This window comes from Nocardia pneumoniae NBRC 100136, from assembly GCF_000308755.1.
Lineage (GTDB): Bacteria > Actinomycetota > Actinomycetes > Mycobacteriales > Mycobacteriaceae > Nocardia > Nocardia pneumoniae.
This window is the reverse complement of record NZ_BAGF01000050.1, coordinates 83,426-101,178: the sequence shown is the minus strand read 5'-3', so window position 1 is coordinate 101,178 and position 17,753 is coordinate 83,426. Positions and strand designations below refer to the sequence as shown.

Sequence of the window (17,753 nt, the reverse complement as noted above, 5' to 3'; positions counted from 1 at the left end):
GGCGCGGCGACAGTGGCGCGGCCAACCGGTTGCGCGGCATGGACGCCGCGACCGGGGTACTCTGCGCCGAACCCGCCGCCGGCCGAGCGGTGGGCACGGTAGCGTGACCGGCGCACCGACGCCGGGGTCGCGAGAGGGCGGAGCAGTGTCGACGAATTCTGATGACGAGCGGGCGCTCGCGCCGGTGGGGCTCGATTTGGTCGCGCCCGAGGTGTACGCGCCGATGCTGCGCCGCCTCGCGCTGGCCGCATCGGGCATCGGACTCGGCGCCGCGCTGCTGGCGGCGACCGTGGTGAGCTGGCCGATCGCCGTAGCCATCGGCGTAGTCGTCGGCGCGCCCACCGTCCTGTACGCCATCGCCCTGCGGCGGCGGCGAATGTGGCTGTCGGGAACGATGATTCACGCCCGCAGGCTGTTCGGGGAACGACAGGTGGAGATGTCGTCGGCGACAGGTGTCGAGGTGCTGGTGTTCCCGGCGCGGCTGAGCCGTATCGCCCTGCGCGTCACCGCGGGCGAGGTCTCGCAGGTCATCCCGCTGGCGATGTACACCGACGCGGGCAGCGGCCGCGAGCTGCATCTGCTCGGCCTGCGCAGGCTCGCCGACGCGCTCGCCGCCAGTCAACTGGCCGCGGCGGTGGCCGTTTCCGCCATGCTGGTGCAGCAATTGCAGGCCGAGGCACGCGACGCAGGCCTGGAGGAGCGGCCGCTGTATCGGGCCGTGCAGCTGGCGCGGGCCAAGGACGTGGTGTCGCCGATCGTGCTCACCGACACCGAGGTCGCCGCGCTCGGCTGATCCCGCAACCGTCCGCCCGGCTTCGCCGAGCGCGTGCGGCCTGGTACGTCACGTCCTCCGGAGCCGGTGCGTGCCGAGCCGCTACCCGACCGTCCAGGTTTCCGGCCCGGTGAGCAGGTCCTGGAGCGATTCCGGACCGATCGGTTTCCTCTCCCGTGCAACCTCGGTCTGATAGCGCACGGCGTCGTCGTAGGTGGGCCGCGAGACGCTGCGGAACACGCCGGTGACGACATGGTCGAGCCCCTGATCGGACAGTCGCGACAGCGCGTAGGCGTACTCCGGGCTGTCGGCGTACGCGTCGTGCACCACGATGTCGGACTCCGCGACACTGTCGGTACGGGCCACCTTCAGCCCGAAACCGCTCCGCACGACCGCGAATTCGCCTTCGGCGCCGAACCGGATGGGTTCGCCGTGCCGCAGCGGGATGAGATGATCCGAGGCGTTCTCCCGGCGCAGCACGTCGAACGAGCCGTCGTTGAAGATCGGGCAGTCCTGCAGGATCTCCACGAACGACGTGCCGCGATGCTCGGCGGCGGCGCGCAGCACCTCGGTGAGTCCCGCGCGATCGGAATCCAGCGCGCGGGCGGCGAAGGTCGCCTCCGCGCCCAACGCCACCGACAAGGTGTTGAACGGGTGGTCGGGCGAACCCATCGGGGTGGACTTGGTGATCTTGCCCTGCTCCGAGGTCGGGGAGTACTGGCCCTTGGTCAGCCCGTAGATCCGGTTGTTGAACAGCAGGATCGTCATGTTCACATTGCGGCGCAACGCGTGGATGAGATGGTTGCCCCCGATCGACAGCGCGTCGCCGTCACCGGTCACCACCCACACCGACAGATCGGGACGGCTGACCGCCAGGCCGGTCGCGATCGCCGGGGCCCGACCGTGGATCGAGTGGATGCCATAGGCGTCCAAGTAGTACGGGAAGCGGCTCGAGCAGCCGATCCCGGAGACGAACATCAGGTTCTCCCTGCGCAATCCGAGTTCGGCGAGGAAGCCGCGCACCGTCGCCAGGATCACGTAGTCGCCGCAGCCGGGGCACCAGCGGACCTCCTGATCGGAGGTGAAGTCCTTCACCTTCTGCGGTCCGTCCGCGGACGGCACCCCGGACACCCCGGTCAGGCCCAGGTCCGTGCCGACAAGCGAGGTTTCCACGATGGTCATGCGTTACCCCCTGCGATGGTGCGGTCGGTGGCTGCCTGGCCTGGGCTCGCCCCGGCGCCGGGCTGTGGGCGGAGGTCGTGCGGCAGTGTTCTGTACGTGGCCCGCGCCCGTGCGGCGAAGACCTTGTTCTGTTCCATCTCCCCGATCGACCCGTCGAGCGCCGCGTCGATGACGCCGACCAGCTCCTGGGCGGAGAACGCGGTGCCCGCGACCTTCGTCCACGGCCGCACGTCGACCAGGTACCTCGCGCGCAGCAGCATGGCCAGCTGGCCGCCGTTCATCTCCGGCGCGACCACGATGCGGTAGCGGCGCAAGACCTCACCGAGGTTCGCGGGCAACGGATTCAGATGGCGCAGGTGCACTTGGGCGACCGGGACGCCACGGCGGCGGGCGCGCCGGCACGCCTCGCCGATCGGCCCGTAGGAGCTGCCCCAGCCGATCAGCAGCAGCTCAGCGGTGCCGTCGGGATCGTCCACCTCGACATCCGGCACCGCGATGCCGTCGATCTTGGCCTGGCGCAATCGCACCATGAGCTCGTGGTTGGCCGGATCGTAGGAGATGTTGCCGCTGCCGTCGGCCTTCTCGAGTCCGCCGATGCGGTGCGCGCGCCCCTTGGTGCCGGGCACCGCGAGCGGGCGCGCCAGCGTGTCGGGGTCGCGGGTGTAGGGCTGGAACGGGTCGCCGTCGTCGCCCTCCGGCTCGAACGCCGGGTCGATCGGGTCGAGATCCGCCACTCGCGGAATCGACCAGGGTTCCGAACCGTTCGCGATCGCGCCGTCGGACAGCAACAGCACCGGTGTGCGGTAGGTGAGGGCGATCCGCGCCGCGTCCACCGCTGCGGCGAAGCAGTCGGCGGGGGAGCGGGGGGCGACCACCGCCACCGGCGATTCGCCGTTGCGGCCGTACAGGGCTTGCAGCAGGTCGGCCTGCTCGGTTTTGGTCGGCAGGCCGGTGGAGGGACCGCCCCGCTGCACATCGATGACGACCAGGGGCAGCTCCGTCATCACCGCGAGGCCGATGGTCTCGCTCTTGAGGGCGAGGCCGGGCCCGGAGGTGCTGGTGACGCCCAGCGCGCCGCCGAGCGAGGCGCCCAGCGCGGCGCCGATACCGGCGATCTCGTCCTCGGCCTGGAAGGTCGTGACGCCGAAGTTCTTGTGCTTGCTCAGCTCGTGCAGGATGTCGGAGGCGGGCGTGATGGGGTAGGTGCCGAGGAAGACGGGCAGTCCCGCGAGCTGACCTGCGGTGATCAGGCCGTAGGCGAGCGCGGTGTTGCCGGTGATCTGCCGGTAGGTGCCCGGCGGCAGCTTCGCCGGCGCGATCTCGTAGGTGGTGGCGAAGCTCTCGGTGGTCTCGCCGTAGTTCCAGCCCGCGCGGAACGCCAGCACGTTGGCCTCGGCGATGTCCGGCTTCGCGGCGAACTTCTCCCGCATGAACCGCTCGGTTCCGCCGATCGGGCGCCCGTACATCCAGGACAGCAGACCGAGGGCGAACATGTTCTTGGCGCGCTGGGCGTCCTTCTTGCCCACCCCGGTCGATTCGGTGGCGCCCAGGGTGAGCGACGTCATCGGGACCCGGTGCACCACGAAATCCGACAGGGTGTCGTCGGCCAGCGGGTCGGCGGTGTAACCGACCTTGGCGAGGGCGCGCTTGGTGAACTCGTCGGTGTTGACGATGACGGTGGCGCCGCGCGGAAGATCCTCCAGATTCGCCTTGAGCGCGGCGGGGTTCATCGCGACCAGCACGTCGGGCTGGTCGCCCGCGGTGAGAATGTCGTAGTCGGCGATCTGGATCTGGAACGAGGAGACGCCGGGCAGGGTGCCCTGCGGCGCTCTGATCTCGGCCGGGAAGTTGGGCTGGGTGGCCAGGTCGTTGCCGAAGGCGGCGGCCTCATGGGTGAAGCGATCGCCGGTCAGCTGCATTCCGTCGCCGGAGTCCCCGGCGAACCGAATGACGACCTTTTCCAATTTCGCTGTGCCGACATCATTCTGGTGTGAAACCATGTGCCTGCTTCACTTCCTCGTCGCTGAGAGGTGCCATCGCCAAACTACTCCGTCGGATGCGGTGCGCGCCCGGTGAAGCGCGCGGATCCGCGAGATTCGGCGATGGCGGCGTCAGGCGAACAATGCCAGCTGCGGGTCGGTCGTGTCCGCGGTTTCGGGCCGTGTCTCCGGTTCGGCTTGCCTGCGCGGGGTCAAACCGTGCTCGGCCAGCAGTGGATCGACGCGTGCGCGCAGCCACGCCGAGTATTCCGGGGTCACGTACGCGCCGTGGCCGTAGAGCTGACGGTAGCGGCGCAGCAGCGCCGGATGGTGCTCGGCCAGCCAGGACAGAAACCAGCCCCTGGTGCTGCCGCGCAGGTGCATCGGGAACGCGACGGCCGAGCTCGCACCGGCCGCGGCGATCGCACCGAAGATGGCCTCCAGGTGGGCTCTGCTGTCGGTGAGATAGGGGATGACGGGGGCGACCAGGACGTCGACCGCGAATCCCGCGTCGGCCAGGGTGCGCACCAAGTCCAGTCGCGCACGCGGTGACGGCGTGCCCGTTTCCAGGCTGCGATGCAGATCCTCGTCGAGAATCGCGATGGACACCGCCAGACTCACCCGCACCTGGCCGGCAGCCGAGGTGAGCAACGGCAGATCCCTGCGCAGCAATGTGCCCTTGGTGAGGATGGAGAACGGGGTGCCGGACTCGGTCAGCGCTCGAATGATCCCCGGCATCAAGCGATACCGGCCCTCCGCGCGCTGATACGGATCGGTGTTGGTGCCGAGCGCGACCGGTGCTTGCCGCCAGGACCGCCTGCCGAGTTCCTTGCGCAGCACCGCGGCGATATTCGTCTTCACGACGATCTGCGTGTCGAAGTCCCGGCCCGCGTCCAAGTCCAGGTATTCGTGCGTGCCGCGGGCGAAGCAGTAGCGGCAGGCGTGCGAACAGCCGCGCATGGGATTGACCGTCCACTGGAACGGCAGATTCGTCGCCTCGGGCACCTTGTTCAGCGCGCTCTTGCACAGCACCTCATGGAAGGTGATGCCTTCGAACTCGGGTGTCCGCACAGTGCGCACCAACCCTGCCCGGGACAGCCCAGGCAGAGCGCCGTCCTCGGCGTCCAGGGTTTGGCTTTGCCACCGCACCCCTTCAGTCGAACATGTGTTCTAAGGCCTGTCAAGCGATCCGCCTGGCGCCGGGCGGCGCGAGCCGAGCGGGGTCGGCGAAGAACGTGACCAGGTCGCGAACGGTCTCGTCGAGGGAGCGCGGCTGGTATCCGAGCTCGCGCGCGGCCTTGCCGTGGTCGACGATCGGAGCGGAGATCAGCGCGCCGAGCGCGGCCTTGGACACGATGTCGGAGTCGAACAGCTTGCCGATCGGCGCCAGCACCGGGATGACACCGGAGACCAGCTTGGCGGGGATGGCGAACCTCGGGCCCTTCTTGCCGCCGTGCGCCGCGGCGACCCGGCACAGCTCGAGCATCGAGATCATCGATCCGCCCAGCAGGTAGTTCTCGCCGGTGCGGCCGCGTTCGCCCGCCAGCAGCAGGCCCTCGGCGACGTCGCGCACGTCCACCAGGTCGAATCCGCCGCCGATCATGGCGGGCACCCGTCCGAGCGCCGCGTCTTTGAGGGTCCGGTTGATCCGGGACAGCGGTTTGCCGTAGTCCAGCGGGCCGAAGACGCCGGTGGGATTGCACAGCACCGCGTCCAGGCCCTGGTCGATCACCTTGCGCAGTTCCACCTCGCCCGCCCACTTCGAACGGTCGTAGACCGGCAGGGAAGAGCCGGTCGACCGCGGAACCTGCTCGTCGATCCGGCCGCCGCAGCTGTACTGGTCGAACGCGTGGATGGAGCTGGCGTGCACCATGCGGCGCGCGCCGACGGCCAGCGCCGCCTCGGCGACGACGCGCACGCCTTCGGTGTTCACCCGCCAGGCCAGGTCGTTCTTGTCGGCCAGGGTGATCACCGCGACCAGGTGGTAGACGACCTCGGCGCCGGCCAGCGCGGCGCGCATCGACGCCGGATCCAGCACATCCCCGCGCACCCAGGTGACGCCGGGCGCCGCCGCCTCGCCGGGAATCGCGCGATCGATGGCGGTGACCTGGTGCCCGCGCTCGGTGAGGAGGCGGAGCAGGTTCGTGCCAAGGTAGCCGGCTGCGCCGGTCACTGCGACCTTCATGGCAGAGAGAATATAGAACTTGTTCTAATTTGCAACACGTTCCAATTCGCTGCCGATTGCCTTGTCGCGGGGCGCGTTCGGGCTCGAAACTTGCCGGTAAGGTCCGCTATATTGAGCGCAACCGTAGCGGCCCTTGCCGATTCGGCAGGGAGCGGGACCGGTCACGACGAAGTTCATGACGCATGTTCACGACGATTTGGGGGGACAACTCGATGAGTGATCTCTCGGTAGAGACCGAAGCGGTCCGGGCGTTCGCCGCCACGAACGCGGGTATCGCCGGTGATCTGGCCGGGGCGGGCAATATCGACGCGGTGAAGAACGTCGCCGCGCTGGTTCCGGTGTTCGGGCTGATCGGCGCGGACTACCTGGCGATGTTCGCCGCCGCGCAGGTATTGCAGGCCAAGGACATCAACGATCTGTCGGCCAAGTACGCCAAGCTGTCGGAGTCGGCGTTCAGCGCCGCGGCGGCCTTCGACGCCATGGACTGGTCCAATGCGGGCGCGCTCGGATCGAAGACGGGCGAGATCGGGGGCTTGGTATGAGACCGCTCGACAGCGGGGTCATCGCCCCGGAGGAGCAGGCCGTCGCGCACGCCGCCGATCAGAACGTCGCCATCGGCCAGCAGACGGTGCTGGACGCCTTACATGATTCACCGGCTCGGGCGGTACTCGATCTACCGCTGCCACAGCTGCCCGAGGACATGCCACCGATCGAGCCGCCCGCATTCGTCTTGTCGCGCAAGATCTCCGAGGATCAGCAGACGATCGGCGCGAGTCCCGCCGGACTTCCCGGATTGAACGGCGTTCCAGGCGGCGAGGATCCGCCCGGCGTTCCGCACGAGGTGTCCGCCCTGCTCGGCGACGTGAACGCCGCGGCGGCGCCGGTGGTCCAGGCCGCGCTCGCGCACACCGACGGCGTGTTGAGCGGTGCCCTCGCCGACGCGCCGAGCTCGGTCGCCACCGCGGTGAATCAGGTGAATCAGGCGGCGGCCGCGCTGCCGCCATTGCCCGCCGATCCGGTCGCCGCGCTGATGCAGGGCGTCGCACTGCCCGCGCTGCCCGGCGTGGACTTGCTGATGAAGCCGATCCTCGACCTGCTCGGCAGCTTCGGCACCGGCATCATCGGCGCGCTCGATCCGACCGCGATCCTCGGCCAGTCCTCGAAGGTCATCGAGATGGCCATGCAGGTGGGCCGGGGCAGCATGGCCACGGTCGAGCAGGTGTGGCAGGGCCAGGCCGCCCGCAACGCCCAAGCCGCGAGCCAGCAGGCGAACGTCGAGGGCCAGGAGACCAGCCAGCGCGGCATCGATATCTCCGAACTCACCCAGCGCGCCGCGGCGGTGGTCCAGCAGGGCAACGCGCAGCTGCTCGGCATCGCCTCGTCGTTCGCCACCCAGGCCACCGCGCTCGCCCCGGTCATTCTCACCCCGCCCGCGCAGGCGGCGCTGGTCGCGTCGGCCACCGAGCACCTCGGCCAGGCCGTCGGCGTGGTCAACGCCACCCGCGGTGATCTGGCGGGCAAGACCGCCGAACTCAGCGGCATGGTGCAGCAGCTGGTCGGACCGGAGGCGCAGGAGGCCGCGCAGGCGCTGGCGCAGAACGTCGGCCAGCCGGTCCTCGAGCAGGCCCAGTCGGCCGCGACCGACACCGCGACCAGAGCGGCCGGTCTGGACTCCTCCACACCCGGCACGTCGAGCCCGTTGACCACGCCGTCGTCGGTGCACACCACGCCGAGCCCGAGCACCAACCACGGTTCGCCCTCCGGATTGTTCGGCAGTCCCGGTCGGTCGGGGACCCCGAGCACGCCCTCGGTACCCAAGCCCACGGGCCTGCCCGGCACCCCGGTCGCACCGATCCGCCCCGTCACCGGTATCCCCGGCACGCCGTTCGGTACCGGCGCGCCCGGCACTACCGCGGCCGGAGGCAACAGCTTCCTGGGTGGCCCGGCGGCCGCAGCGGGGCAACGAAACGACGACGAGGAACACTCGCGCACGGTGCAGCCGTACTCCAGCCCCACCGGCAACGACGATCTCACCGGTCCGCTGGGGGAGTCCACGCCGGACGTCATCGGTGCGACGCATTCCGACGAGATCATCAGCTCGGACTACGAACAGGACCAGTTCTAGTCCGGAGCACAACGATTCGAGCTCGGCCCGCACGGCGGTGATCCGCTCGGGCCGAGCATCGTCATCAGTTGTCCGGGACGAACGCGTCGAGCAGTTTCTTGTAGAGGTCGGCGAAGCGTTTGCGCGCGGCCTGCTGCTCGGCGCCGAGCCCGTCGGTGGCCTCGGGCGCGTACACGACCAGGTGCACGTCCTCTGCCGCGGACTGGGGCATGTAGTCGATGATCCGGCTGCTCTGGTCGGCGGCCCTCGGCACACCGAGATCCGCGGCGGCCAGCGCGGTGGTCTCGGCCACCGCGGCTTTCAGCGCATCGGGCCGGATGTGGCCCTCGATCCGCTTCGGCGGCGTCTCCGGGCGGCGATCGGCGGCAACGGCGTCGGGACTGCTGACCGCCCGGCCGTCGGCGAAGATCTCCAGCTGCGGGCGTAGATCGGTCCGAGTCTGCCAGCCGTCCGGGATGGTGGTCAGGGTGAACAGGGCCAGTGGCGCCGCGATCGGCGGTAGTGCGCTGGGCCGGTCGGCGGCCGGGTCGGCCGCGGCCGTGCCCGAAGCCACCCCGAGGGTCAGCATCACAACCAGCAGAACGGCTTTCGTTCCTCGCATCGATCCCATCTTCCGGTGCTGTCCGTATTCGCCTGCGGCGCAGGTGAACTGCCGTCGACCAGGACAGCGCGTCGCTCGCGGTGGCGACCGGCGCGCGGTGCCGTCGATCGAATCCGGTTTTACCGCAAGGCGGACGGGTTGTTCAGATCCGGTGCCGAATAGGTGTCGCAAGCGCGGACCTGACCGGTCCGGTAGCCGGTGAGGAACCATTTCTGCCGCTGGTCGGAGGAGCCGTGGGTCCAGGCTTCGGGATTCACTCTTCCCTGCGCCGCGCGCTGGATGCGGTCGTCGCCGACCGCCGCTGCCGCCGAGAGCGCGTCGCCGACGTCCTTGTCCGACAGCGGCCGCAGGAACGGCTGGTCGCCGCCGGGTGCGGGCAATTCGTCCGCGAAATGCGCCCAGATGCCCGCGTAGCAGTCGGCCTGCAGCTCGGTGCGCACCGCACCGGACTGCGGGCCGCGCGGATCGCTCTGTGCGCGGCCGATGTCGCCGAGCTGATTCTGGATGTGATGGCCGAATTCGTGCGCCACCACGTATTCCTGCGCGAGCGGACCGCCACTGGCGCCGAAGCGATCCACGAGGTCCTGGAAGAAGCTGGTGTCGAAGTAAGCGGTCCGGTCGGCCGGGCAGTAGAAGGGGCCCACCTCGCTGGTGGCGTTGCCGCAGCCGGTGGAGACGGCGCCGGAGAACAGCACGACGTTCGGCTCCACATAGCGCTTGCCGGTCTGCTTCGGCAGCTCGGCCGACCACACGGCGTCCAGGCTCTGGGCAGTGAGCGCCACCCGGCAGTCGAGGTACTTGTTGGCGTCGGCGCCGGTCTTGCAGTGGCTCGGCGTGCCCGCGGTACCCGGCTGCGTCTGGCTTTGATCCGGCGCGCCGGTGAAGTTGCCGAGAACGGAGCCGGGATCGCCGCCGAGCAGCAGCGTCAGCACCAGCACGATGAGTCCGCCCGCACCGCCGCCCAGCGCGAGTTTGCCGCCCATGCCGGGGCCGCCGGACGATACGCGATCCGGGTCGATCTGCATGCCCTCGTTGAAGGTCATCGTCATCGCTCCTGTGTCGGATTTGCCGCGACTGCGTCGCGGCGTAATCGCGGCCCGGGAAGGCTCGCGTCCGAGCGGCCGAGACCGCGACTTCGTCGCATGCGCTTCGGCCACTCGGACGCGAACCGGGCCGCGAATGGCGCTCGTAAGACTCGCGCTCGTGGTGGGCGGGGCTGGTGTGGCCCGTGACCGGTATCGAGCGCCGGACGGGCCGAGTCGTATACAGCTTGGCACGCGTGTGGCGATATCGGTTTCCACTCGTCGAATATGTCTCACTACGATGGACCCGCACCTGGTCACACCGCGCCGGTGCCAGAGTCGTCGAAAGGAACCCCGTGCTGCGCACCCACTTGGCTGGTTCGCTGCGAAGCGAGCATGCCGGTCTGACCGTCACTCTCACCGGCTGGGTGGCGCGGCGGCGTGACCACGGTGGGGTGATCTTCATCGATCTGCGCGACGCGTCCGGCGTGGCCCAGGTGGTGTTCCGCGAGGGCGCACCGGCCGAGCAGGCGCACCGGCTGCGCGCCGAATACTGCGTGCGCGTCACCGGCACCGTGGAACCGCGGCCGAGCGGCAACGAGAACCCGGAGCTGCCGACCGGCGCCATCGAGGTGAACGTCACCGAGCTCGAGGTGCTGAACGAGAGCGCCCCGCTGCCGTTCCAGCTGGACGAGCAGCCGGGCGAGGAAGCGCGCCTGAAGCATCGCTACCTGGACCTGCGCCGCGAGGGTCCGGCGCACGCCATCCGGTTGCGGTCGAAGGTCAACGCGGCCGCCCGCGAGGTGCTGGCTCGCCACGAGTTCGTCGAGGTCGAGACCCCCACGCTGACCCGCTCCACCCCGGAAGGCGCGCGCGACTTCCTGGTGCCCGCCCGCCTGCAGCCGGGCAACTTCTACGCGCTGCCGCAGAGCCCGCAGCTGTTCAAGCAATTGCTCATGGTCGGCGGCATCGAGCGGTACTACCAGATCGCCCGCTGCTACCGCGACGAGGACTTCCGCGCCGACCGCCAGCCCGAGTTCACCCAGCTCGACATCGAGATGAGTTTCGTGCGGCAGGAGGACGTGATCCTGCTGGCCGAGGAGATCCTCGTCGCGCTGTGGAAGCTGGTCGGCTACGAGATCCCCACGCCGATCCCGCACATGACCTACGCCGAGGCCATGCGCCGCTTCGGCACCGACAAGCCCGACCTGCGCTTCGGTGTCGAGATCACCGAGTGCACGGAGTTCTTCAAGGACACCCCGTTCCGGGTGTTCCAGGCCCCGTACGTCGGCGCGGTCGTCATGCCCGGCGGCGCGAGCCAGCCGCGGCGCCAGCTCGACGCCTGGCAGGAGTGGGCCAAGCAGCGCGGCGCCAAGGGTCTGGCCTATGTCCTGGTGAACGAAGACGGCACGCTGGGCGGTCCGGTCGCCAAGAACCTCAGCGACGCCGAGCGCGACGGCCTGGCCAAGCACGTCGGCGCGGTGCCGGGCGACTGCGTGTTCTTCGCGGCCGGCGCGGCCAAGGCGCAGCGCGGGCTGCTGGGCGCGGCGCGCGTCGAGATCGCCCGCAAGGTCGGGCTGATCGACGAGGACGCCTGGTCGTTCGTGTGGATCGTGGACGCGCCGCTGTTCGAGCCCACCGCCGAGGCGACCGCGAGCGGCGATGTGGCCGTGGGCCATTCCGCCTGGACCGCGGTGCACCACGCGTTCACCTCGCCGAAGCCGGAATCGCTGGACACCTTCGACATCGACCCGGACTCCGCGCTGGCCTACGCCTACGACATCGTCTGCAACGGCAACGAAATCGGGGGCGGCTCGATCCGTATCCACCGGCGTGACGTGCAGGAGCGGGTATTCAAGGTGATGGGCATCAGCCACGAGGAAGCCCAGGAGAAATTCGGCTTCCTGCTGGACGCCTTCGCCTTCGGCGCCCCGCCGCACGGCGGCATCGCGTTCGGCTGGGACCGGGTCACCGCCCTGCTGGCGGGGGAGGACTCGATCCGCGAGGTCATCGCGTTCCCGAAGACCGGCGGCGGCGTCGACCCGTTGACCGACGCGCCCGCCCCGATCACCGAGCTGCAGCGCAAGGAAGCGGGCCTCGACGTCAAGCCGGGTCAGCAGAAGGGCTGAGCGAGTTCCGGTTCCGTTCGGCGGCGAGGCCGGTCCTGAGCGCCCGGTTCACACCGCGGCGACGGTGCCGCCGGTGAGCGTGCGGTAGGCGTAGGTCACGGCGATGGTGGCGACCGGGCCCGCGACCAGCAGGCCGAGACCGCACAGCAGCAGCCCCAGGAAGGTCACCACCAGCACCGCCAGCGCCAGCAGCAGGACCTGCCAGGCGTTGGCGACGACCAGGCTGAAGCTGGACTTCAGCGCCTCGAACGGGCCCTGATCCTGATCGACGACGAAGTGCAGCGAGAACATGCACAGCCAGCCGGCGATCAGACCCGGGATCAGGCAGATCGCCGAGCCGAGAAACGTCAGCAGGAATGCCAGCAGCGCGGTGAGCAGTACGTTTCCCGCGTTCAAGAAGCGAAAGTACGCGCCGAATGGCGGTGGTGTGCCGTCGGTTTCGTACAGCGCGCCGCGCACCATGGCCGACTGCAACAACCACACCGCGGCCATGACCGCCAGGAAGACGAGCAGTAGCGGCAGCATGGTCGTCGGGTCGGTGAGTTGCACGACGAGCACGAACGCCAGATAGACGACCACGCCTCCCGCGGTCACCCCGACCCACGGGCCCGGGTTGGCCCGGAACTTCGCCCAGCCATAGCTGAGCGCCCGGCCGACGTCCAGTGTGCTGGGACCGGCGGGAACCTGCTGATAGCCGTAGACCGGCTGCTGCGTTGCCGCCGGGCCGGACGGCGTCCAGCCCGGCCCGGTGCCCGGTGGGCCGTAGCTGGGGTGCGGTGCGTCCACCGGCGGCGGCGGTTCCAGCGGTTCGCTGCCGTATTGCGCGGCGCCGGGGCCCTGGAACTGCGGATATCCGGCCGAGCCCGCCATCTCGTGGCGGGCCTGGCCGGTCCCTGGACCCGGCGTCCGTGGGTCGGCGCTCTCATGCTGCCCTGGCCGCGCGGCGAAGCGCTGGTCGTCGTCCGGGGAGGGGGCGCCGCCAGCTGATTTCGGTGCGGGAGGCGGGGTTTCGGTCATGCGAAGACCTTTCCACTCAACTGGTTTGCGATGTGGCGCAGGGCAGTTGACGATGAGAAAACCCGACGGGTGTAAAGGTGTCAAGCAACCGGCCTTCGCCCTCCGACCTTGCCGAAGACACGCCGGGCGACGCGGAAAGGTTGTGTAACCGCTCGCTAGAAGTGACCGGATGCGAGTAACTTGAGAGGCGATGACCGCACTATTGGCCGAACGCGCCGCCGAAGTCGTGTCCGCAGCGCAGCAGTTGCTCACAAAGCGAATGGGTGCTCCGGTAAAGCTGAGCGATCCGATCGAACTCAGCGGTAGTGGTAGGACGACGGTCCTACGTGTGCGTGTGTCGGAAAACGCCTTCTCGTTGCCGCGAACCCTGATCATCAAGCAGGTCCGCGGGGCCGCACAGGATCGCCGGACCGGCGGCCTCGCGCCCGGCGTCGCCAGCATCGACTCCGCGTTTCTCCGTGAGACCGTGTCGTATCAGTTCACCACCGCGCTCAGCCGGGAACAGCGGCCGGGTGCGTACCTGGTCGCCCACAGCCTGCCCGATCGATTGCTGATTCTCAGCGACCTGGGGGAGAATTCCCTGCTCACCGCGGTGTTGCAGTCCGGTGCCGAGCCGGCCGCCCGCAACGCGCTGATGGCGTTCGCGCAGGCGCTGGGCCGGATGCACGCCGCCACCGTCGGCCGCGAGGCGGACTTCGTCGCCCTGCTGCGGCGGGTCGAGGTGGTGCACCGGGTGGACGGCATCGCGCAGCAGGCCGAGACGGCGATCGCCGAGGTGCCCGGGATGCTGCAGCGCGAACTGGGCATCGAGGTGCCGGGGGAGATCGCCGAGCGGATCGTGCGCGGTAATCGGCTGTACTCCGCGGGCCGCTTCCGCGCGTTCAGCCCGTCGGACCTGTGCCCGGACAATGTGATCTTGAACGAGGAGGGCGCTCGCTTCCTCGACTACGAGTGGGGCGGGTTCCGCGACGCCACCCTGGACATCGCCTACGCGCTGGTGTCCTTCCCCGGCTGCCTGTGCGATGTCGAACTCTCCCGTGAGCGCGCCAGGCAGATGGTGGAGGCATGGCGCGCCGAGGTGGTGGGCGTGTGGCCCGCGCTGGCCGACGACGACCTGCTCGCCGAGCGGATCCTCGAAGCCCGGCTGATCTGGGTCTGGCTGTCCACCTACTGGTTCCTGCCCGCCGATCACACGCGCATCGCGGCCGCCAGGGAGCACGGGCTGTCGGTGCCGCGCTCGGCGGCCCTGATCAACCGCTGGGCCGCGCTCGCCGAGGACGCCAGGTGCACCGGCGACGACATCGTCGGCGACTTCGCCGAGGACGTCTCGGCGAGGCTGGAAGAGCGCTGGTCGGACTAGGTCCGGCCGAACTCGTCCAGCACTCGCGGCACGGGCGAGGGCTGGACTCGTCGAACTCGGGGGCTGCCCGTCAGCCGAGCGGAATCTGCCGTGGCTCGATCCGCCCGCCCGAGCGGACAGCGAACGAAGCGCCATGGCGGACAGCGGAAGTCGGGTCCGCCACGTTCAGCAGGTAGTACCAGTCCATCTGCGCGTGGTCCGCGGTGACCTCCAGCACGCCGTATCCGTGCGAATCCAGTTCGGCATAGCGCAGATGGTGGTTGACCGCCTTGATCGATTCCGCGATCGGCGCGGTGTTCGCCTGGACCATGTCGCCGATACTGGTCGAGGTCACCGACGGCACGACGAACTCGGCGCCCACCGTGGCGCCACCCGGATAGTTCGCCGCGTTCACGGGCAGGTCCGCCGCCCACGAGGAATGGATGTCGCCGGTCAGGAAGACCACGTCGGAGATCTGCTGCTGGACGATCGCCTGGAACAGGCGGGCGCGATCGGCGGTGTAGCCGTCCCACTGGTCGCCGTTCGGTGACAGGCCGGACTGCGGGATGCCCATGGTGCTGGTGATCGCCGCCGTGGTGGCCGGTTCCAGTGGCGGGAAGACCAGCGGGGCGATCATCACCGAGTTGCCCACCAGCTTCCACCGCACCGGCGCCGAGGTCAGGCCGGCGGTCAGCCACTCCATCTGAGCCTTGCCGGTGATCGTGCGCGCCGGGTTGTCGGCCTCCCGCCAGCCCGCTCCCCGCTTCGGCTCTTGGTCGCGATAGCTGCGCAAATCCAGCATGGCGAGTTCGGCCAGGGTGCCGAAGCGCAGCCTGCGGTAGATGCGCGCCTGCGGGCCGGAACCGGCCGCCCGGACCGGCATCCACTCCAAGTAGGCCTGTGCGGACGCGGCTCGCCGGTCGGCCCAGCTGCCCTCGGTCGCGGGGTCGTGGTTGTTCGCGCCGCCGGACCAGGAGTTGTCCGCCGACTCGTGATCGTCCCAGGTGCAGATGAACGGCAGTGCGGCGTGCAGGTCGAGCAGATCGGGATCGGTCTTGTACTGCGCATGGCGTATGCGGTAGTCGGCCAGGGTGACGATTTCGTTGGAAGGCTCGTGCGCTCGTACCGCGCCGGTGCGGCCGCCGTACTTGCCGGGGCCGTACTCGTAGATGTAGTCGCCCAGGTGCACGATCGCGTCCAAGTCGGAACGCGCGGCCAGATGACGGTAGGCGCCGAAGTATCCGGCCTCCCAGTTCGAGCACGAGACGACCCCGAACCGGAGGCGCTCGGGCGAATCCGCGGCGGCGGGCGCGGTCTTCGTGCGGCCGACCGGCGAGGTCTCACCGAGCGCGCTGAAGCGGTAGAAGTACTCGGCTCCCGGCGCGAGACCCGAGACGTCGATCTTGACGGTGTGATCGGATTCTGCGCTCGCCGTCGCGGTACCGGAGGCGGCGACCGCGGCGAACCGATCGTCCGTGGCGACTTCCCAGCGCACGCTCGCCGGGGCGCCGACGCCGGAGCCGGGCGTCGCGGCGTCGGAGACGGTGACCCGGGTCCAGATGATCACGCCGTCGGGGAGCGGATCGCCCGAGGCCACGCCGTGGCGGAACACAGGTGTCGCGGCGCTCGCGCGTCCGGCGCCGAATACCGCGGTGGCCGTGGCTGCGGCCGCGCCACCACGGAGCAGGGTGCGGCGAGCGAAACTCCCGAGGGAACCGGGATCTGAAACGAGCACGTTTTCGGTCACGGGTGTTGATCACATCCGAACGACCGACGACACGCAACTCGGCCTAGGGGACGGGGCCCGGACTCGCGCGGCGGCTCGAACCGCGATGGTTCAGGCAAGGGCATGCGGTGCTGTCAGTGTGGCTCGGTAACGTACCTTTCGTGAGCGAGCGTCAGCGAGTGAAGCGAGGACACAGCGCGCATTCGCGCACGACGGAGCCCCCCGCCAGCGAGGCGCGGTCGTGAGCGATGGCTTGTTCGACGTGCCCGGGGCAGCGGTGCCCGCGGAGCACTCGATCGACACGGTGGTGCGCAGGGACGCGGGCGCGCCGCTGGCGGTCCGGATGCGTCCCGCCACGCTGGAGGAAGTCGTCGGGCAGCAGCATCTGCTCGGCCACGGCTCTCCGCTGCGCAGGCTGATCGAGGGCTCCGGTGCGGCGTCGGTGCTGCTGTACGGCCCGCCCGGCACCGGGAAGACCACTCTCGCCGCGCTCATCTCCCAGGCGACCGGCCGTCGTTTCGAGGCGCTCTCGGCGCTCTCGGCCGGTGTCAAGGAGGTTCGCGCGGTCATCGATATGGCCCGTCGCAGGGTGTCGGCGGGCGAGCAGACCGTGCTGTTCATCGATGAAGTGCATCGTTTCTCCAAGACCCAGCAGGACGCGCTGCTCGCCGCGGTGGAGAACCGGATCGTCCTGCTGGTCGGCGCGACCACCGAGAATCCGTCGTTCTCGGTGGTGTCGCCGCTGCTGTCGCGCTCGCTGGTGCTGCAACTGCGCTCGCTCACCGACGCCGATATCCGCGTGGTGCTCACCCGCGCGATCGCCGACCCGCGCGGGCTCGACGGCGCGTACACCGTCACCGACGCCGCGCTCGACCACCTAGTCCGGATCGCGGGTGGCGACGCCCGGCGGGCGCTGACCGCGCTGGAAGCCTCGGCCGAATCCTCGCTCGACGGCACCGTCGACGTGGACCTGGTCGAGGCCAGCGTGGACAAGGCCGCGGTCCGCTACGACCGGGCCGGCGACCAGCATTACGACGTGATCAGCGCGTTCATCAAGTCGATCCGCGGCTCGGACGTCGACGCCGCGCTGCACTACCTGGCCCGGATGCTGAGCGCGGGCGAGGACCCGCGCTTCATCGCGCGCAGGCTGATGATCCACGCGAGCGAGGACATCGGCATGGCCGATCCGATGGCGTTGCAGACGGCCACCGCCGCCGCGCAGGTGGTGCAGATGGTCGGACTGCCCGAGGGACGGCTCGCGCTCGCGCAGGCGACGATCCACCTGGCGACCGCGCCGAAGTCCGGCGCCGTCGTGGCCGCGATCGGCGCGGCCATGGCCGACGTCGCGGCGGGGAAGGCGGGCGCGGTCCCGCCGCACCTGCGCGACGGCCACTACCCGGGCGCGGCCGCGCTCGGCAACGCGCAGGGCTACCGATACCCGCACGACGACAAGGACGGCGTGCTGGCCCAGCAATACCCGCCCGACGAACTGGTCGGCGTCGACTACTACCACCCGACCGACCACGGCCACGAACGCGAGATCGGCCCCCGAGTCGACAAATTGCGCCGCATCGTCCGAGGGTGAGGCCCGGCCACCCGAGAGAGCGATGCTCGAGCCGGTGGGTATGACGCCGGAGACCCGGCCGCTTCCGGATCGGGTTCGCCGACCGCTCCCG

Annotated in this window: 14 protein-coding genes; 6 read left to right on the top strand and 8 right to left on the bottom strand. The window is 69.8% G+C overall.

Translation table 11 applies throughout. From position 1 onward, the window contains the following. Positions 1 to 145: 145 nt before the first annotated feature. A complete protein-coding gene (locus ON34_RS15990) occupies positions 146 to 793 on the top strand; it encodes a hypothetical protein (protein WP_040780099.1) in 648 nt (215 codons plus the stop codon). Between the two features lie 81 nt (positions 794 to 874). On the opposite strand, the gene ON34_RS15985 is transcribed toward ON34_RS15990, so the two are convergent. The 4 genes from ON34_RS15985 to ON34_RS15970 form a co-directional block, all read right to left on the bottom strand. Continuing rightward, positions 875 to 1,954 carry a 2-oxoacid:ferredoxin oxidoreductase subunit beta gene (locus ON34_RS15985; protein WP_040780097.1) on the bottom strand — a complete coding sequence of 360 codons (1,080 nt, stop codon included), beginning with the start codon at positions 1,952 to 1,954 and terminating at the stop codon, positions 875 to 877. Further along, positions 1,951 to 3,954, bottom strand: a complete 2,004-nt coding sequence (locus tag ON34_RS15980) for a 2-oxoacid:acceptor oxidoreductase subunit alpha (RefSeq protein ID WP_051022710.1) — start codon at positions 3,952 to 3,954, stop codon at positions 1,951 to 1,953. Before ON34_RS15980 ends, ON34_RS15985 begins: the two co-directional genes overlap by 4 nt. Before the next feature lie 111 nt (positions 3,955 to 4,065). Continuing rightward, on the bottom strand, positions 4,066 to 5,082 hold the full coding sequence (locus ON34_RS15975; RefSeq protein ID WP_040780095.1) for an Rv2578c family radical SAM protein: 1,017 nt from the start codon (positions 5,080 to 5,082) through the stop codon (positions 4,066 to 4,068). A gap of 31 nt (positions 5,083 to 5,113) precedes the next feature. Then, positions 5,114 to 6,118 carry an NAD-dependent epimerase/dehydratase family protein gene (locus tag ON34_RS15970; protein ID WP_040780094.1) on the bottom strand — a complete coding sequence of 335 codons (1,005 nt, stop codon included), beginning with the start codon at positions 6,116 to 6,118 and terminating at the stop codon, positions 5,114 to 5,116. Between the two features lie 212 nt (positions 6,119 to 6,330). Between ON34_RS15970 and ON34_RS15965 the strand changes: the two genes are divergently transcribed. Together ON34_RS15965 and ON34_RS15960 are read left to right on the top strand one after the other, a co-directional pair. After that, positions 6,331 to 6,660: a type VII secretion target gene (locus ON34_RS15965; RefSeq protein WP_040780140.1), complete on the top strand. Its 330-nt coding sequence runs from the start codon at positions 6,331 to 6,333 to the stop codon at positions 6,658 to 6,660. Then, complete coding sequence (locus ON34_RS15960; RefSeq protein WP_040780093.1) at positions 6,657 to 8,243, top strand: hypothetical protein; 1,587 nt, start codon at positions 6,657 to 6,659, stop codon at positions 8,241 to 8,243. The genes ON34_RS15965 and ON34_RS15960 overlap by 4 nt, the downstream gene beginning before the upstream one ends. A 64-nt stretch (positions 8,244 to 8,307) precedes the next feature. Here ON34_RS15960 and ON34_RS15955 read toward each other — a convergent pair whose 3' ends face one another. Both ON34_RS15955 and ypfJ read right to left on the bottom strand, forming a co-directional pair. Then, positions 8,308 to 8,844 (bottom strand): hypothetical protein, encoded by a 537-nt coding sequence (locus tag ON34_RS15955; protein ID WP_157172315.1) that lies wholly within the window; start codon positions 8,842 to 8,844, stop codon positions 8,308 to 8,310. A 119-nt stretch (positions 8,845 to 8,963) separates the two neighbouring features. After that, entirely contained in the window at positions 8,964 to 9,887 is a 924-nt protein-coding gene (ypfJ, locus tag ON34_RS15950; RefSeq protein ID WP_040780137.1) for a KPN_02809 family neutral zinc metallopeptidase, read from the bottom strand. A 335-nt stretch (positions 9,888 to 10,222) separates the two neighbouring features. On the opposite strand from ypfJ, the gene aspS reads away from it, so the two are divergent. Beyond that, positions 10,223 to 11,995 carry an aspartate--tRNA ligase gene (gene aspS, locus ON34_RS15945; RefSeq protein ID WP_040780092.1) on the top strand — a complete coding sequence of 591 codons (1,773 nt, stop codon included), beginning with the start codon at positions 10,223 to 10,225 and terminating at the stop codon, positions 11,993 to 11,995. Between the two features lie 48 nt (positions 11,996 to 12,043). Here aspS and ON34_RS15940 read toward each other — a convergent pair whose 3' ends face one another. Next, positions 12,044 to 13,012 (bottom strand): hypothetical protein, encoded by a 969-nt coding sequence (locus ON34_RS15940; RefSeq protein WP_040780090.1) that lies wholly within the window; start codon positions 13,010 to 13,012, stop codon positions 12,044 to 12,046. A 190-nt stretch (positions 13,013 to 13,202) separates the two neighbouring features. On the opposite strand from ON34_RS15940, the gene ON34_RS15935 reads away from it, so the two are divergent. Beyond that, positions 13,203 to 14,372 carry a phosphotransferase family protein gene (locus ON34_RS15935; RefSeq protein ID WP_040780089.1) on the top strand — a complete coding sequence of 390 codons (1,170 nt, stop codon included), beginning with the start codon at positions 13,203 to 13,205 and terminating at the stop codon, positions 14,370 to 14,372. Positions 14,373 to 14,442: 70 nt separating this feature from the next. Here ON34_RS15935 and ON34_RS15930 read toward each other — a convergent pair whose 3' ends face one another. Further along, the gene (locus tag ON34_RS15930) at positions 14,443 to 16,098 is read right to left on the bottom strand and encodes an alkaline phosphatase D family protein (RefSeq protein WP_245548054.1); all 1,656 of its coding nucleotides are present in this window, start codon (positions 16,096 to 16,098) and stop codon (positions 14,443 to 14,445) included. 220 nt (positions 16,099 to 16,318) lie between these two features. Here ON34_RS15930 and ON34_RS15925 point away from each other — a divergent pair, with 220 nt between their 5' ends. After that, positions 16,319 to 17,662 (top strand): replication-associated recombination protein A, encoded by a 1,344-nt coding sequence (locus tag ON34_RS15925; protein WP_040780088.1) that lies wholly within the window; start codon positions 16,319 to 16,321, stop codon positions 17,660 to 17,662. The last annotated feature ends 91 nt before the right edge of the window (positions 17,663 to 17,753 follow it).

What these genes read in the sequence shown, in the direction of transcription:
- ON34_RS15985 (WP_040780097.1), bottom strand. Translation starts at nt 1,954, where the DNA reads ATGACCATCGTGGAAACCTCGCTTGTCGGCACGGACCTGGGCCTGACC.
- ON34_RS15980 (WP_051022710.1), bottom strand. Translation starts at nt 3,954, where the DNA reads ATGGTTTCACACCAGAATGATGTCGGCACAGCGAAATTGGAAAAGGTC.
- ON34_RS15970 (WP_040780094.1), bottom strand. Translation starts at nt 6,118, where the DNA reads ATGAAGGTCGCAGTGACCGGCGCAGCCGGCTACCTTGGCACGAACCTG.
- ON34_RS15965 (WP_040780140.1), top strand. Translation starts at nt 6,331, where the DNA reads ATGAGTGATCTCTCGGTAGAGACCGAAGCGGTCCGGGCGTTCGCCGCC.
- ON34_RS15960 (WP_040780093.1), top strand. Translation starts at nt 6,657, where the DNA reads ATGAGACCGCTCGACAGCGGGGTCATCGCCCCGGAGGAGCAGGCCGTC.
- ON34_RS15955 (WP_157172315.1), bottom strand. Translation starts at nt 8,844, where the DNA reads ATGCGAGGAACGAAAGCCGTTCTGCTGGTTGTGATGCTGACCCTCGGG.
- ypfJ (WP_040780137.1), bottom strand. Translation starts at nt 9,887, where the DNA reads ATGACCTTCAACGAGGGCATGCAGATCGACCCGGATCGCGTATCGTCC.
- ON34_RS15940 (WP_040780090.1), bottom strand. Translation starts at nt 13,012, where the DNA reads ATGACCGAAACCCCGCCTCCCGCACCGAAATCAGCTGGCGGCGCCCCC.
- ON34_RS15935 (WP_040780089.1), top strand. Translation starts at nt 13,203, where the DNA reads ATGACCGCACTATTGGCCGAACGCGCCGCCGAAGTCGTGTCCGCAGCG.